The following is a 13,567-nucleotide window of genomic DNA, read 5'->3' as shown; positions in this document are numbered from 1 at the left end:
GTACGGCGACCCGGACGGGTGTTCCGCCGCTCACAGTCCCCGCGGTTCGTTACTGCTTCGTGATCGCCCGGTTCGGCCGCCGTCGCCTCCCGGCCCTAGGGTCGCTCGCGTGACCAGCGCTGCGAAGGGAGAAGCTCTCGTCCGCCTCTCCGGCGTCAACAAGTGGTTCGGCGAGCTGCACGTCCTGCAGGACATCGACCTGTCGATCGACCGCGGCGAGGTGGTCGTCGTCATCGGCCCGTCGGGGTCGGGCAAGTCGACCCTGTGCCGGACGATCAACCGGCTGGAGTCGATCCAGCAGGGCGAGATCACCATCGACGGGCAGCGGCTGCCCGAGGAGGGGAAGGCCCTCGCCCGGCTGCGCAGCGACGTCGGCATGGTGTTCCAGAGCTTCAACCTCTTCGCGCACAAGACGATCCTGGAGAACGTCACGCTGGGGCCGGTCAAGGTGCGCGGGAAGTCGCGGTCCGAGGCCCAGCAGCGGGCCCGGGAGCTGCTGGACCGGGTGGGCGTGGCCGCGCAGGCCGACAAGTACCCGGCGCAGCTGTCCGGCGGGCAGCAGCAGCGCGTCGCGATCGCCCGCGCGCTGGCCATGGACCCCAAAGTCATGCTCTTCGACGAGCCGACCTCCGCCCTGGACCCGGAGATGATCAACGAGGTCCTCGACGTCATGACGTCGCTGGCCCGGGAGGGCATGACGATGGTCGTCGTCACCCACGAGATGGGCTTCGCCCGTCGGGCCGCCAACCGGGTGGTCTTCATGGACGGCGGCCGCATCGTCGAGGCGACCGACCCGGAGTCGTTCTTCACCCGCCCGCAGTCGGACCGGGCCAAGGACTTCCTCTCGAAGATCCTCAACCACTGAGCTCGGTAGGAAAGGAACGCACATGCGCATCACCCGCTACGCCGCCACCGTCGGGGCGCTGGGCCTCGTACTCGCGGGCTGCTCCAGCGAGGCCGGCCAGCAGGCCGAGGAGGAGGCCCAGAACACCGCCGAGGTCGCCGAGGACGTCCAGTTCGAGGCCGGGACGACGATGGCCGAGCTGGCCGAGGCCGGCGCGATCACGGTCGGCACCAAGTTCGACCAGCCGGGGTTCGGGCTGCTCAACCCGCAGACGCAGGACCCCGAGGGCTTCGACGTCGAGATCGCCAAGATCATCGCCGGTGAGCTGGGCATCGCGGCCGACGACATCACCTGGACCGAGACCGTCTCGGCCAACCGGGAGCCGTTCATCCAGAACGGCCAGGTCGACATCGTCGTGGCGACCTACACGATCAACGACACCCGCAAGCAGGTCGTCGACTTCGCCGGGCCCTACTACGTCGCCGGCCAGGACATCATGGTCGCCGCGGGCAACCCCGAGAACATCGCCGGTCCCGACGACCTCGCGGGCAAGACGGTCTGCTCGGTGGAGGGCTCGACCCCGGCCCAAAACATCCGGGACAACTACCCGCAGGCCAACCTGGTCACCTACGACGTGTACTCGAAGTGCGCCGACGACCTGGCCAACGGCAACGTCCAGGCCGTGACGACCGACAACGTCATCCTCACCGGCCTGGTGGCCGGCAACCCCGAGGGCTTCGAGCTGGTGGGCAACCCGTTCACCGAGGAGCCCTACGGCATCGGCCTGGCCCTCGGGGACACCGAGTTCCGCACCTTCATCAACGACGTCCTCGAGGAGTCCTACGAGGACGGCCGCTGGGCCGAGGCCTGGGACCGCACCGCCGGTGCGATCACCGGCGAGGAGGCTCCCGAGCCTCCGACGGTCGACCGCTACTGAGTCCGCGCGACGCCGCCGGGTGGGGCACCCACCCGGCGGCGTCGTCCCGTCACTGACGTCGAGAGGCCGCGGTGCAGTTCATCAGCGACAACTTCGACCTGCTGTGGAGCGCGTTCCTGACGACGCTGTCCCTGGCGGTCGTCAGCGGTCTGGGCGCCCTGGTGCTGGGCACCGTGCTCGTCGGCATGCGGGTGAGCCCGATCCCGCCGTTGCGGGGGCTGGCGACCTTCTACGTCGAGGTCTTCCGCAACACCCCGCTCACCGTGGTGTTCTTCTTCCTCGTCTTCGGCCTGGTCTACATCGACCTGCAGTTCCCCAGCCGGTTCGCCGCGGCGGTGACGGCGCTGTCCCTCTACACCGCGGCGTTCGTGTGCGAGGCGCTGCGCTCCGGCATCAACGCGGTCCCGCCGGGTCAGGCGGAGGCCGCCCGGGCCCTGGGCCTGGACTTCGGCCAGTCACTGCGCACGGTGGTCCTCCCCCAGGCGTTCCGCACCGTCATCCCCCCGCTGGGCAACGTGTGGATCGCGCTGGCCAAGAACACCTCGATCGCCGCCGGCTTTGCGGTGACCGACCTGACGGCCGCGCTCCAGCGCCTGTCCAACGTCAACGCCGACCAGTTGCTGGCCGTGTTCGCGGCCGTGGTGCTCGGCTACCTGGTCATCACACTGCCCTCGGCGTGGCTGATCCGGGTGGTCGAGAAGCGGGTGGCGATCGTCCGATGAGCAGCACCGTCCTCTTCGACCTGCCCGGCCCGCGGGCCCGGCAGCGGCAGCGCGTCGGCACCGTGATCGGCGGCATCGTCGTCGCGGGTCTCATCGCCGCAGTCCTGTGGCGGTTGGGGGTCAACGGCCAGCTGGAGCCGGAGCGGTGGGCCATCCTGGTCGACCCGGCGACCGGCGTGCCCCAGGCTCTCTGGCAGGGGCTGCTCAACACCCTCGCGGCGGCCGCGGTCGGCATGGTGCTGGCCACGGTCTTCGGCGCGCTCCTGGCCGCCGGTCGGCTGTCCGACCACGCCTGGGTCCGCGTGCCGGTGACGGTCGTGATCGAGTTCTTCCGCGCCGTGCCGCTCCTGCTCCTCATCCTGTTCTGCCTGCTGTTCCTCCCGACCGTCGGCGTCCCGATGACGGCGTTCCGGGCGCTGGTCCTCGGCCTGACTCTGTACAACATGGCCGTCCTGGCCGAGATCTTCCGGGCCGGGATCCTGTCGGTGGACCGCGGTCAGCGGGAGGCCGCCTTCGCCCTGGGGATGCGCAAGACCCAGGTGATGACCCTCGTGCTGCTGCCGCAGGCGGTCCGCCGCATGCTGCCGGTGCTGGTGGCCCAGCTCGTCGTGCTGCTCAAGGACTCGTCCCTTGGCTTCATCGTCGGCTACCTGGAGCTGCTCAGGACGGCGCGCAGCCTCGTGGAGTTCTTCAACTTCGAGTTCGGCAACCGCTACACGTTCCAGCTGTACGTGGCCGCCGGCCTGATCTACATCGTCGTGAACCTGCTGCTGTCGTGGCTGGCCCGGTACGTCGAGAAGCGCACCCGGCGGAACGCCAAGACGGCGGCCACGACCGAGCCCGAGCTGGCGGAGGTGCAGATGGACGGCGGAGGCGGCCCGGTCCGGGTCTGACCGCGGCAGGTTTTCCCGCTGGGACTCGTGGGGCGCCGGCAGGTCACACCCGGGTCGTGGCCTGCCGAGATCACCGGTGTGGACACCGCACTCCGCCCCGCCGTGCCGCCGCTGCCTCCCCTGGTGCGCCAGCCCGTCGGGTTCACCGACGCCGCTCAGGAGTTCGTGACCCGGATGCGTGCCGCCGCTCCCGACTTCGCCGCCGCTGCCGGCGCGGAGACCGCCGTCGTGCGCGAGGTCGTGCCGCCGGCCCGGCACCGGCGGTCGCGGTGCCGGGTGGTGCTGCGTCTGCTCGGCGGCGAGGAGGCCGACCTGACCTTCCTCGGGCCGGTGAGCCGTAGCGCCGCATCGTCGGAGCGGGCCTTCGACCTGCAGATCCAGGCGTACCTCGCCCACGGCCGCGGCGCCGACGGCGAGTGGCTGGTGCCCGACGACGAGGCGCCGGACGGCGTGGCCGTCGACGTCTCGGCCTGGTCGGCGACCGCACGGACCTCCGCCTGACCCACCGGCTCCTGGCCGGGCCCACCCGCTGACCGCCGTCCCTCAGCCCCGGGGGCGGGTGGACGGCGACGGCGGGTGCCCGGCGGCGCGTGTCCGCCGGGCACCTCACGGCGCGGGGCGCTCAGAACAGCGTGGGTTGCTCAGGGCAGCCAGGCGTCCAGACCGACCTCGGGGTGGGGACCGGCCGCCCGCCGCCGGATGCCGGCCGGGATGCCCTCGTCGAGGTCGTGATCGTCGTCGCTCACGTCCTCCGCGGCGTCCAACGCCGCGCGGTCCTCGTCGAGGGCCTCACGGACGACCCAGGACGCCAACCCGCCGCCGTACCCCTTGCGGGCGAGCATGCCGATCAGGCGCCGTTCGGCGGTGGCCCGGTCGACGCGGCGCAGGCCGGCCACCCGCCGTGCCACCAGCCGCCGGGCGGCGTCCCACTCGTCCTGGTCGTCGACCAGGGTGACCGCCTCCTCGGCGACCTCGCCGTCGATGCCCTTGGCCCGCAGTTCGGCCTTGAGCGCCCGTCGTGACAGGCCGCGACCGGCCTGACGGGAGGTCACCCAGGCCCGGGCGAAGGCGGCGTCGTCGATGAGGCCCACCTCGCCGAACCGGTCGAGCACCCGTTCCGCGGCGTCGTCGGGGACCCCACGCTTGGCGAGCAGATCGGCCAACTGTTGCCGGGTCTTGGGCGCGCCGGTCAGGGCGCGCAGGCAGATCGAGCGGGCCACCTGCTCGGGGTCGCCCGGCTCGTCCTCACTCGTGGGACCGCCCGGCCGGGCGGCGTCCTCCCTGTCCGGGTCAGGGGACAGTCGGGGACGCCGCCCACGCCGACGGTCGGGGCCGGAGCGGTCGCGCGCCTCAGGCCAGCCACTCACCGGCTCAGAAGTCGGGCGTCTCAGCCGCGGCAGGCGCGTCGAGCTGCGGGCCGATGCCGAGCTTCTCCTTGACCTTCTTCTCGATCTCGTCGGCGAGGTCGGGGTTGTCCCGCAGGAACGAGCGGACGTTCTCCTTGCCCTGACCGAGCTGGTCGCCCTCGTACGTGTACCAGGCGCCGGACTTGCGGATGAAGCCCTGCTCGACACCGGCGTCGATCAGGCCGCCCTCCCGGCTGAACCCGGTGCCCCAGAGGAGGTCGAGCTCGGCCTGCTTGAACGGCGCGGCCACCTTGTTCTTGACGACCTTCACGCGCACCCGGCTGCCGACGGCCTCGGTGCCCTGCTTGAGGGTCTCGATGCGGCGCACGTCGAGCCGGACCGACGAGTAGAACTTCAGCGCCCGGCCACCGGTGGTGACCTCCGGGGAGCCGTAGACGACGCCGACCTTCTCGCGCAGCTGGTTGATGAAGATCGCGGTGGTGCCGGAGTTGTTCAGCGCACCGGTGATCTTGCGGAGCGCCTGGCTCATCAGGCGGGCCTGCAGACCGACGTGGCTGTCACCCATCTCGCCCTCGATCTCGGCGCGGGGCACGAGGGCCGCGACGGAGTCGATGACGATGATGTCGAGCGCGCCGGAGCGGATGAGCATGTCGGCGATCTCGAGCGCCTGCTCACCGGTGTCGGGCTGGCTGACCAGCAGGGCGTCGGTGTCCACGCCGATGGCGCGGGCGTACTCGGGGTCGAGCGCGTGCTCGGCGTCGATGAACGCCGCGATGCCGCCGGCCGCCTGGGCGTTGGCCACCGCGTGCAGGGCGACCGTCGTCTTGCCGGAGGCCTCGGGGCCGTACACCTCGATGACGCGGCCGCGGGGCAGGCCGCCGATGCCGAGCGCGATGTCGAGGGCGATCGAACCGGTCGGGATGACCTTGATCGCCTGTGCGGCGTTGTCGCCCAGCCGCATGACCGAGCCCTTGCCGAACTGCTTGTCGATCTGGGCGAGGGCCATGTCGAGGGCCTTGTCGCGGTCGAGCGTTGCCATGGTGCTCACCTTCGGGAAGTCGCGTGGAAGCGGGTCGGTGCCGACGCTAGAGCGGGGGTCTGACACTTCCGGGGGATCCGGCGGACCTGTGGACGAGCGCCCGGCCTGTGGACTGCGCGGACCAATCTATCCCGAACGTGTGTTCGACTGCCACCGTGACACGCCGGATCCGGGAGTCAGCGGTCCTTGCGCGGGACGTCGTACTCCTCACAGATGGCCAGCCACACCCGGCGCACCGGCAGGCCGGCCTCGAGCGCGTCCACCGCGCTGCGCCCGCCCAGCGAGGAGAAGACGTGGTCCCGCGCCACGCTCTCGGCACGGATGGGGCCGAACTGCTCGGTGAGACGGGACCAGAAATCCTGCAGGCGCACGTCCCCGACGCTAGCGCGCGCCGGCGGTCAGCCGCTGGCGACGAGCGGCTCCTACGCTGGCCGTGTGTTCCCCACCACGGGTTCGGCGACCTGGGACCTCGTCCTCGAGATCGGCATCGCCCTCTGCCTGCTGGTGTCCCTCGTGCTGCTGTACCGCAACTACCGGGGCCGCTGAGCGACGGCCGCGGGGCCGGCGGTGACGGCCCACACCGCCCCGAGGGGCAGGACCAGGGCCGCGGAGACCGCGGCCACCAACCCGTAGCCACCGAGGGCGAGCAGGGGGCCGCCGGCGACCCCGGCGAGGGCCGCCCCGAGGCCCATCAGCAGGTCCGTCCCGCCCTGTGCGGTCGGCCGCAGCTCCTCCCCCACCGACTCGGTCACCAGCGTCGACCCGGCGATCAGCCCGCAGGACCACCCCAGCCCGAGCAGCAGGAGCGCCGTGCCGAGCTGGAGGGCGTCCCCCGGTCCGGCGGTGCCGGCCAGCGCCGCGGCGGCGAGCAGGAGCGCCCCGGCCACGGCGACCGTCGCCCGCCGGCCGGCCCGGTCGGCGAGCTGCCCGACGAGCGGCGAGAACAGGTACATGCCGGCGACGTGGACGCTGATCACGATCCCGATCACCCGCAGCGTCGTCCCCGCGGGCCCGCCGGCGTGCCCCATGTGGACCGGCGTCATCACCATGACGCCGACCATCACGGCGTGGGAGACCACGACCGCGGTGAGCCCCAGCCTCCCGCCGGGATCGGCCCAGACCGCCCGCAGCGCCGCCGCCGTCGCCCGTCGCGGACGGACGGCGCCGACGGCCGCGGTCCCACGCAGGCGCCGGGCGAGCAGGAGCGGGTCGGGCCGCAGCAGGAGGAGGATGCCCGCTGCCACCACGGAGAAGACCGCGAACGCGATCACGAAGGCACCGCCGAGCGCGGGCAGCCCCAGCGCGGTGCCCAGCTCCGCGCCCGGGCCGGCGAGGTTGGGGCCGAGCACGGAGCCGACGGTGGTCGCCCACACCACGAGCGAGAGCGCGCGCCCGCGGTGCTCGGGTGCGGCCAGGTCGGCCGCCGCGTACCGGGCCTGCAGGCCGCACGCGGTCGAGGCGCCGAAGGCGAAGAGACCGAGGAGCAGCAGCGGCAGGGACGAGACCACCGCCGCCACCACGGTGACCACCGCACCGAGGACGGCGACGGAGTACCCGGCGGCCAACCCGGCACGCCGACCGGCCCGGTCACTGATCCGCGCGAGGGGGACGGCGACGACCGCGGCACCGAGCACGCCGGCCGTCTGACCCAGCCCGGCCGCGGTGTCACTGCCGGCGACGTCACGGGCGAGGAGACCGCCGACCGTGATGCCCACGGTGACCCCCAGCCCGGCCAGGGCCACGCCTCCGCCGAGCACCCCGAGGGTCCGGCGCTGCACCCGCGTCGGGTCGAGCCTCGACGGCAGCACCGTGTCCACCGGCCGCCGCTAGAGACCGAGCGAGCGGCCGATGATCTCCCGCATGATCTCGTTGGTGCCGCCGTAGATCGGCTGGATACGGGCGTCACGCCAGGCCTTGGAGACGAAGTACTCGTCCATGTAGCCGTAGCCCCCGTGCAGCTGCAGGCACCGGTCGGCGACCTTGTTCTGCAGCTCCGTCGTCCAGTACTTGGCCATGGCGGCGTCGACCGGCGTGAGGTCGCCGCTGTTGAGCTGCCGCATGCACTCGTCGACGAACGTCCGGGCGATGGTGAGCTCGGTCTGCAGCTCGGCCAGCACGAACCGGGTGTTCTGGAAGCTGCTCACCGGCTTGCCGAACGCCGTGCGCCCCGTGACGTACTCCAGGGTGTGGGCGAGCACCGCCTCGGCCGAGGCGACCGCGCCGACGGCGATCGACAGCCGCTCCTGCGGCAGGTTCTCCATGAGGTGGTAGAAGCCGCGGTTCTCGGTGCCGAGGAGGTTCTCCACCGGCACCCGCACGTCGTCGAAGAACAGCTCGGCGGTGTCCTGCGCCTTGAGGCCCACCTTCTCCAGGTTCCGGCCGCGGGTGAAGCCGGGCATGTCGCGCTCGACGACGAGCAGGCTGAGGCCCTTGGAACCGGGGGCGTCCGGGTCGGTCCGCGCCACCACGATCACCAGGTCGGCGTTGATCCCGTTGGTGATGAAGGTCTTGGAGCCGTTGAGGACCCAGGCGTCGCCGTCGCGGCGGGCCGACGTCCGGATGCCCTGCAGGTCGCTGCCGGCGGCGGGCTCGGTCATCGCGATGGCGGTGATCAGCTCGCCGCTGCAGAACCCGGGCAGCCAGCGCCGTTTCTGCTCGTCGGTGCCCAGGTCCCGCAGGTACGGCCCGGCGACGTCGTTGTGCAGGGCGAAGCCGACGCCGGTGGCGCCGATCCGCATCAGCTCCTCGTCGATGACCGCCTGGTAGCGGAAGTCGCGGACGCCCCCGCCGCCGTACTCCTCGTCCATGTCGATGCCGAACAGCCCCTGCGCGCCGGCCGACGTCCACACCTCGCGCGGGACGATGCCGGCCTTCTCCCACTGCTCGTGGAAGGGGACGACGGTCTTCTCGGCCCAGGCCCGGACCATCTCGCGGAAGTCCTCGTGCTCGGCCTCGTACAGGGAACGGCGCATGGCGGTCAGTGTGCCGGACGCCACCGTTCCCACCGGGTTCCCCGGGCCACGGCGTCGCACGGACGGCGGAGGCCCCCGGACCTCCGTCCTCCCCCCCGATCGAACGGTCACGACCGCGCGTCCTCGATGGACCGGCGGAGTGTCGTACCCGTGTGGAGACTGGGGCCGTGACCGCTCTCGACCGGTTCTCCGCACCCACCCGGGCGTGGTTCACCGGCGCCTTCGCCGAGCCCACCGCCGCCCAGGCGGGGGCCTGGGAGGCCATCAGCAGCGGCGGGCACGCCCTGGTGGTCGCCCCCACCGGCTCCGGCAAGACGCTCGCGGCGTTCCTGTGGTCCCTCGACCGGCTGGCCAGCACGCCACCCCCCGCCGACGAGCGCGCCCGCTGCCGTGTCCTCTACGTCTCACCGCTCAAGGCCCTCGCCGTGGACGTCGAGCGCAACCTCCGCGCGCCGCTGGCCGGCATCGGGCAGGCCGCCGCCCGGCTGGGCCTGCCGCGCCCGGAGATCCAGGTGGGCATCCGCTCCGGCGACACCCCGGCCGACGAGCGACGGGCCTTCACCCGGCGGCCCACCGACATCCTCATCACCACCCCAGAGTCGTTGTTCCTGCTGCTGACCAGCTCGGCGCGAGAGGCGCTGCGGGGCGTCGAGACGGTGATCGTCGACGAGGTGCACGCCGTCGCCGACACCAAGCGCGGCGCGCACATGGCGGTCTCCCTCGACCGCCTCGACGAGCTGCTCGAGCGCCCCGCCCAGCGGATCGGCCTGTCGGCCACCGTCCGGCCGATCGAGGAGGTCGCGACCTTCCTCGCCGGAGGCCGTCCGGTGGAGGTCGTGGCCCCCGGCTCGGCGAAGGAGTGGGACCTCTCGGTCGTCGTCCCGGTCGAGGACATGAGCACCCTCGGCCAGCCCACGGGTGAGCTGGACGGCTCGGCGGCCGGCAACCAGCCGCGGACGTCGATCTGGCCGGCGGTCGAGGAGCGGGTGCTCGATCTGGTGCAGGCGCACCGCAGCACGATCGTGTTCGCCAACTCCCGACGGCTGGCCGAGCGGCTGACCAGCCGGCTCAACGAGCTGGCCTACGAGCGGGCGACCGGCGAGGCGGTGCCACCGGGCACCAACGCCGCCGCACTCATGGCCCAGGCCGGCTCCGGCGGCGGGGTACCCGAGGGCGTGCAGCCGGTCGCCGCGGCCCACCACGGCTCGGTGTCCCGCGAGCAGCGTGCCGTCGTCGAGGAGGCGCTGAAGTCCGGGCAGCTGCCGGCGGTGGTGGCCACCTCCAGCCTCGAGCTCGGCATCGACATGGGCGCGGTCGACCTCGTCGTACAGGTGGAGGCGCCGCCGACCGTGGCCTCGGGCCTGCAACGCGTGGGCCGGGCCGGGCACCAGGTGGGCGCGGTCAGCCGGGGAGTGCTGTTCCCCAAGTACCGCGGCGACCTGGTGCAGTGCGCGCTGGTCGCCGAGCGCATGAAGGCCGGCGCCATCGAGTCGATCCGCTACCTGCGCAACCCGCTGGACGTCCTCGCCCAGCAGGTCGTGGCGATCGTCTCGGAGCGGCCGCGCACCGTCGACGAGGTGGCCGAGCTGGTCCGGCGGTCGGCGCCGTTCGCCTCGCTGCCCGAGTCCGCACTGCACGCCGTCCTCGACATGCTGGCCGGGCGCTACCCCTCCGACGCGTTCGCCGAGCTGCGGCCACGGCTCACCTGGGACCGCGTGACCGACACCCTCACCGCCCGCAGCAGCGCGCAGCGGCTGGCCGTGACCAGCGGCGGCACCATCCCCGACCGCGGCCTGTTCGGCGTCTTCCTGGTCGGCGGGGAGGGGTCCGGCGGGCGGCGCGTGGGCGAGCTGGACGAGGAGATGGTCTACGAGTCCCGGGTGGGTGACGTCTTCCTGCTCGGCTCCTCGTCGTGGCGGATCGAGGAGATCACCCACGACCGGGTGCTGGTCAGTCCAGCTCCCGGTCAGCCCGGGAAGATGCCGTTCTGGCACGGCGACGCCCCCGGCCGCCCCCTGGAGCTCGGCCGGGCCCTGGGCGCCTTCCTGCGCGAGGTCGGCTCCGCCACCCCCGAGGCCGGCCTGGACCGGGCCCGGGCGGCCGGGCTCGACGAGTGGGGCGCGGCCAACCTGCTCACCTACCTCGCCGAGCAGAAGCAGGCCACCGGCCACCTCCCCGACGACCGGACGCTGCTCGTCGAGCGCTTTCGCGACGAGCTCGGCGACTGGCGGCTGGTCGTGCACTCGCCGTTCGGGGCGCAGGTCAACGCGCCCTGGGCGCTGGTGCTGGCCGCCCGGCTGCGGGAGCGCTACGGGGTGGACGTCGCGTCGATGCACTCCGACGACGGCATCGTGCTGCGGCTGCCGGACACGACCGGGGAACCGCCGGAGGCCGATCTCGCCGTCCTCGACCCCGACGACGTCGAGCGCGAGGTGACCGCCGAGGTCGGCAACTCGGCGCTGTTCGCCAGCCGGTTCCGCGAGTGCGCCGCGCGGGCGCTCCTGCTCCCGCGCCGCGACCCGCGCCGCCGGACGCCCCTGTGGCAGCAGCGGCAGCGGGCGGCCCAACTGCTGTCCGTGGCCAGCGAGTTCTCCAGTTTCCCGATCACGCTGGAGGCCGCCCGCGAGGTGCTGCAGGACGTCTACGACGTCCCGGGGCTGGTCGAGCTGATGCGCGATGTGCGTGCCCGCCGCGTGCGCGTGGTGGACGTGCAGACGCAGGCGGCCTCACCGTTCGCCCAGTCGCTGCTGTTCGGCTACGTCGGGCAGTTCCTCTACGAGGGCGACGCCCCACTGGCCGAGCGCCGGGCGCAGGCGCTCGCCCTCGACACCGGCCTGCTCGCCGAGCTGCTCGGCCGCTCGGAACTGCGGGAGCTGCTCGACGCCGAGGCCCTCGCCGAGGTGGAGGCCGAGCTGCAGCGCCTGCCGGCCGACCGGCACCCCCGTGGCCTGGACGGCGCGGCCGACCTGCTGCGCCTCGTCGGCGACCTGACCCCGGCCGAGGCCACCGCCCGCGGTGTCCCCCGGGAGTGGCTCGACGAGCTCGTCGCCGCCCGGCGCGCGCTCGTGGTGCGGATCGCCGGCGAGGAGCGGCACGTGGCGATCGAGGACGCCGGCCGCCTGCGCGACGCCCTCGGCACCGCCCTCCCCGTCGGCGTGCCCGAGGTCTTCACCGAACCGGTCCCCGACCCCCTGGGCGACCTGGTCGGCCGCTACGCCCGCACGCACGGGCCCTTCCAGCCCGGCGAGGTCGCCCAGCGACTGGGGCTGGGGGTCGCCGTCGTCACCGCGACCGTGCAGCGCCTCGTGGGCACCGGCCGGGTGGTCACCGGCGAGTTCCGTCCCGGCGGCAGCGGCCAGGAGTGGTGCGACGCCGACGTGCTGCGCTCCATCCGCCGGCGCAGCCTGGCCCGGCTGCGCCAGGAGGTCGAGCCGGTGCCGATCGGCACGCTGGCGCGGTTCACCCCGTCCTGGCAGTCGGTCGGCAGCCGGATGCGCGGGCCCGACGGCGTGCTGGCCGTGGTGGAGCAGCTGGCCGGGGCACTCGTGCCGGCCAGTGCGCTGGAGTCGCTGGTGTTGCCGGCCCGGGTGCGCGACTACTCGCCCGGGATGCTCGACGAGCTCACCAGCGCCGGCGAGGTGCTGTGGGCCGGAGCCGGGGGCCTGCCCGGTGGCGACGGGTGGATCAGCCTCGTCCCGGCCGACCTCGCGCCGCTCCTGCTGCCCGAGCCGCTGGAGCAGCCCGACGACGGCAGCGTCGGCTCCGCCGTCCTCGATCGGCTGGCCGCGGGGCAGGCACTGTTCTTCCGCGGGCTGTCCGACCTCGTCGGCGCCACCGACGACACCGCGCTGGCCGACGTCGTCTGGGACCTCGTCTGGGCCGGGCAGCTCACGAACGACACCCTGGCACCGCTGCGCACCCGGCTCTCCGGCGGCGGCACGCACAAGCGGCAGCCGGCACCGCCGCGGGCGCGGCTGGACCGCACCCGTTACGGGCGCCCCCGGCTGGGCCGGCCGGCCATGCCCACCCGCACCGGCCCGCCCACGGTGGCCGGCCGCTGGTCCCGGCTGCCCGACCGCGAGGCCAACCCGACCAAGCGGACGACCGCCCGCGCGGAGGCGCTGCTGGAACGGCACGGCGTGCTCACCCGCGACGCCGTGATGGCCGAGCAGGTGCCCGGCGGCTTCCCCGCGGTCTACCCCGTGCTGCGCGCCTTCGAGGAGAACGGCCGGGCCCGGCGTGGCTACTTCGTCGAGACCCTGGGCGCCGCCCAGTTCGGCACGCCCGGATCGGTGGACCGGCTGCGCAGCTTCGCCTCGCCCGACCGGGTGCCCGGCGGCGCGGTGGTGCTGGCCGCCACCGACCCGGCCAACGTCTACGGCGCCGCGCTGCCGTGGCCCGAGCGCTCGACCGGCGGGGACGAGGAGTCCGTGGACATCGGCGAGGGCACCGGCACCCGCCGGCCCGGGTCGGGGCACCGGGCCGGGCGCAAGGCCGGCGCGCTCGTGGTGCTCGTCGACGGCGAGCTCGTGCTCTACGTCGAACGGGGCGGAAAGACCCTGCTGTCGTGGACCGAGGAGGAGACGGTGCTCAAGGAGGCCGCGACGGCGCTCTCCGGAGCCGCGGCCGCCGGTGCGCTCGGCCGGATGGTGGTGCAGAAGGCCGACGGGGCGTCGGTGCACGAGTCCACGCCGCTGTCGGCGGCGCTGCAGGCCGCCGGGTTCGCCGCCACCCCCCGCGGTCTCCGGCTGCGGGCCTGACCGCGAGCCCGCCCGATCGGCCCGGCAGCGACG

At 73.6% G+C, this 13,567-nt stretch carries 11 protein-coding genes; 6 read left to right on the top strand and 5 right to left on the bottom strand.

The window, feature by feature from the left end; translation table 11 throughout:
- Positions 1-109: 109 nt before the first annotated feature.
- The 5 genes from ACI784_RS14555 to ACI784_RS14535 all read left to right on the top strand — a co-directional run bounded on the left by ACI784_RS14555 (position 110) and on the right by ACI784_RS14535 (position 3,897).
- Positions 110-865, top strand: coding sequence for an amino acid ABC transporter ATP-binding protein (locus ACI784_RS14555; protein WP_456924118.1), 756 nt, complete (start codon positions 110-112; stop codon positions 863-865).
- 22 nt (positions 866-887) lie between these two features.
- On the top strand, positions 888-1,781 hold the full coding sequence (locus ACI784_RS14550) for a glutamate ABC transporter substrate-binding protein (protein ID WP_456924117.1): 894 nt from the start codon (positions 888-890) through the stop codon (positions 1,779-1,781).
- A gap of 71 nt (positions 1,782-1,852) precedes the next feature.
- Positions 1,853-2,503, top strand: coding sequence for an amino acid ABC transporter permease (locus ACI784_RS14545; protein WP_456924116.1), 651 nt, complete (start codon positions 1,853-1,855; stop codon positions 2,501-2,503).
- Positions 2,500-3,396: an amino acid ABC transporter permease gene (locus ACI784_RS14540; RefSeq protein ID WP_456924115.1), complete on the top strand. Its 897-nt coding sequence runs from the start codon at positions 2,500-2,502 to the stop codon at positions 3,394-3,396. The genes ACI784_RS14545 and ACI784_RS14540 overlap by 4 nt, the downstream gene beginning before the upstream one ends.
- Before the next feature lie 123 nt (positions 3,397-3,519).
- Entirely contained in the window at positions 3,520-3,897 is a 378-nt protein-coding gene (locus tag ACI784_RS14535) for a hypothetical protein (protein WP_456924114.1), read from the top strand.
- A 140-nt stretch (positions 3,898-4,037) separates the two neighbouring features.
- Here the strand turns inward: ACI784_RS14535 and ACI784_RS14530 are convergent, their stop codons facing one another.
- The 5 genes from ACI784_RS14530 to ACI784_RS14510 form a co-directional block, all read right to left on the bottom strand.
- Positions 4,038-4,616 carry a regulatory protein RecX gene (locus ACI784_RS14530; RefSeq protein WP_457013926.1) on the bottom strand — a complete coding sequence of 193 codons (579 nt, stop codon included), beginning with the start codon at positions 4,614-4,616 and terminating at the stop codon, positions 4,038-4,040.
- 151 nt (positions 4,617-4,767) lie between these two features.
- Positions 4,768-5,802 (bottom strand): recombinase RecA, encoded by a 1,035-nt coding sequence (recA, locus tag ACI784_RS14525; RefSeq protein ID WP_456924112.1) that lies wholly within the window; start codon positions 5,800-5,802, stop codon positions 4,768-4,770.
- A 176-nt stretch (positions 5,803-5,978) separates the two neighbouring features.
- A complete protein-coding gene (locus tag ACI784_RS14520) occupies positions 5,979-6,173 on the bottom strand; it encodes a DUF3046 domain-containing protein (RefSeq protein WP_456924111.1) in 195 nt (64 codons plus the stop codon).
- 159 nt (positions 6,174-6,332) lie between these two features.
- Positions 6,333-7,619 carry an MFS transporter gene (locus ACI784_RS14515; RefSeq protein ID WP_457013925.1) on the bottom strand — a complete coding sequence of 429 codons (1,287 nt, stop codon included), beginning with the start codon at positions 7,617-7,619 and terminating at the stop codon, positions 6,333-6,335.
- A gap of 9 nt (positions 7,620-7,628) precedes the next feature.
- Complete coding sequence (locus tag ACI784_RS14510; RefSeq protein WP_456924109.1) at positions 7,629-8,774, bottom strand: acyl-CoA dehydrogenase family protein; 1,146 nt, start codon at positions 8,772-8,774, stop codon at positions 7,629-7,631.
- A gap of 167 nt (positions 8,775-8,941) precedes the next feature.
- Here ACI784_RS14510 and ACI784_RS14505 point away from each other — a divergent pair, with 167 nt between their 5' ends.
- Positions 8,942-13,534 carry an ATP-dependent helicase gene (locus tag ACI784_RS14505; RefSeq protein ID WP_457013924.1) on the top strand — a complete coding sequence of 1,531 codons (4,593 nt, stop codon included), beginning with the start codon at positions 8,942-8,944 and terminating at the stop codon, positions 13,532-13,534.
- The last annotated feature ends 33 nt before the right edge of the window (positions 13,535-13,567 follow it).

The sequence above is a fragment of the Geodermatophilus sp. SYSU D01186 genome, assembly GCF_054050215.1.
Note: the sequence above shows the minus strand (reverse complement) of the source record. Positions and strands in the feature narration are given on the sequence as shown.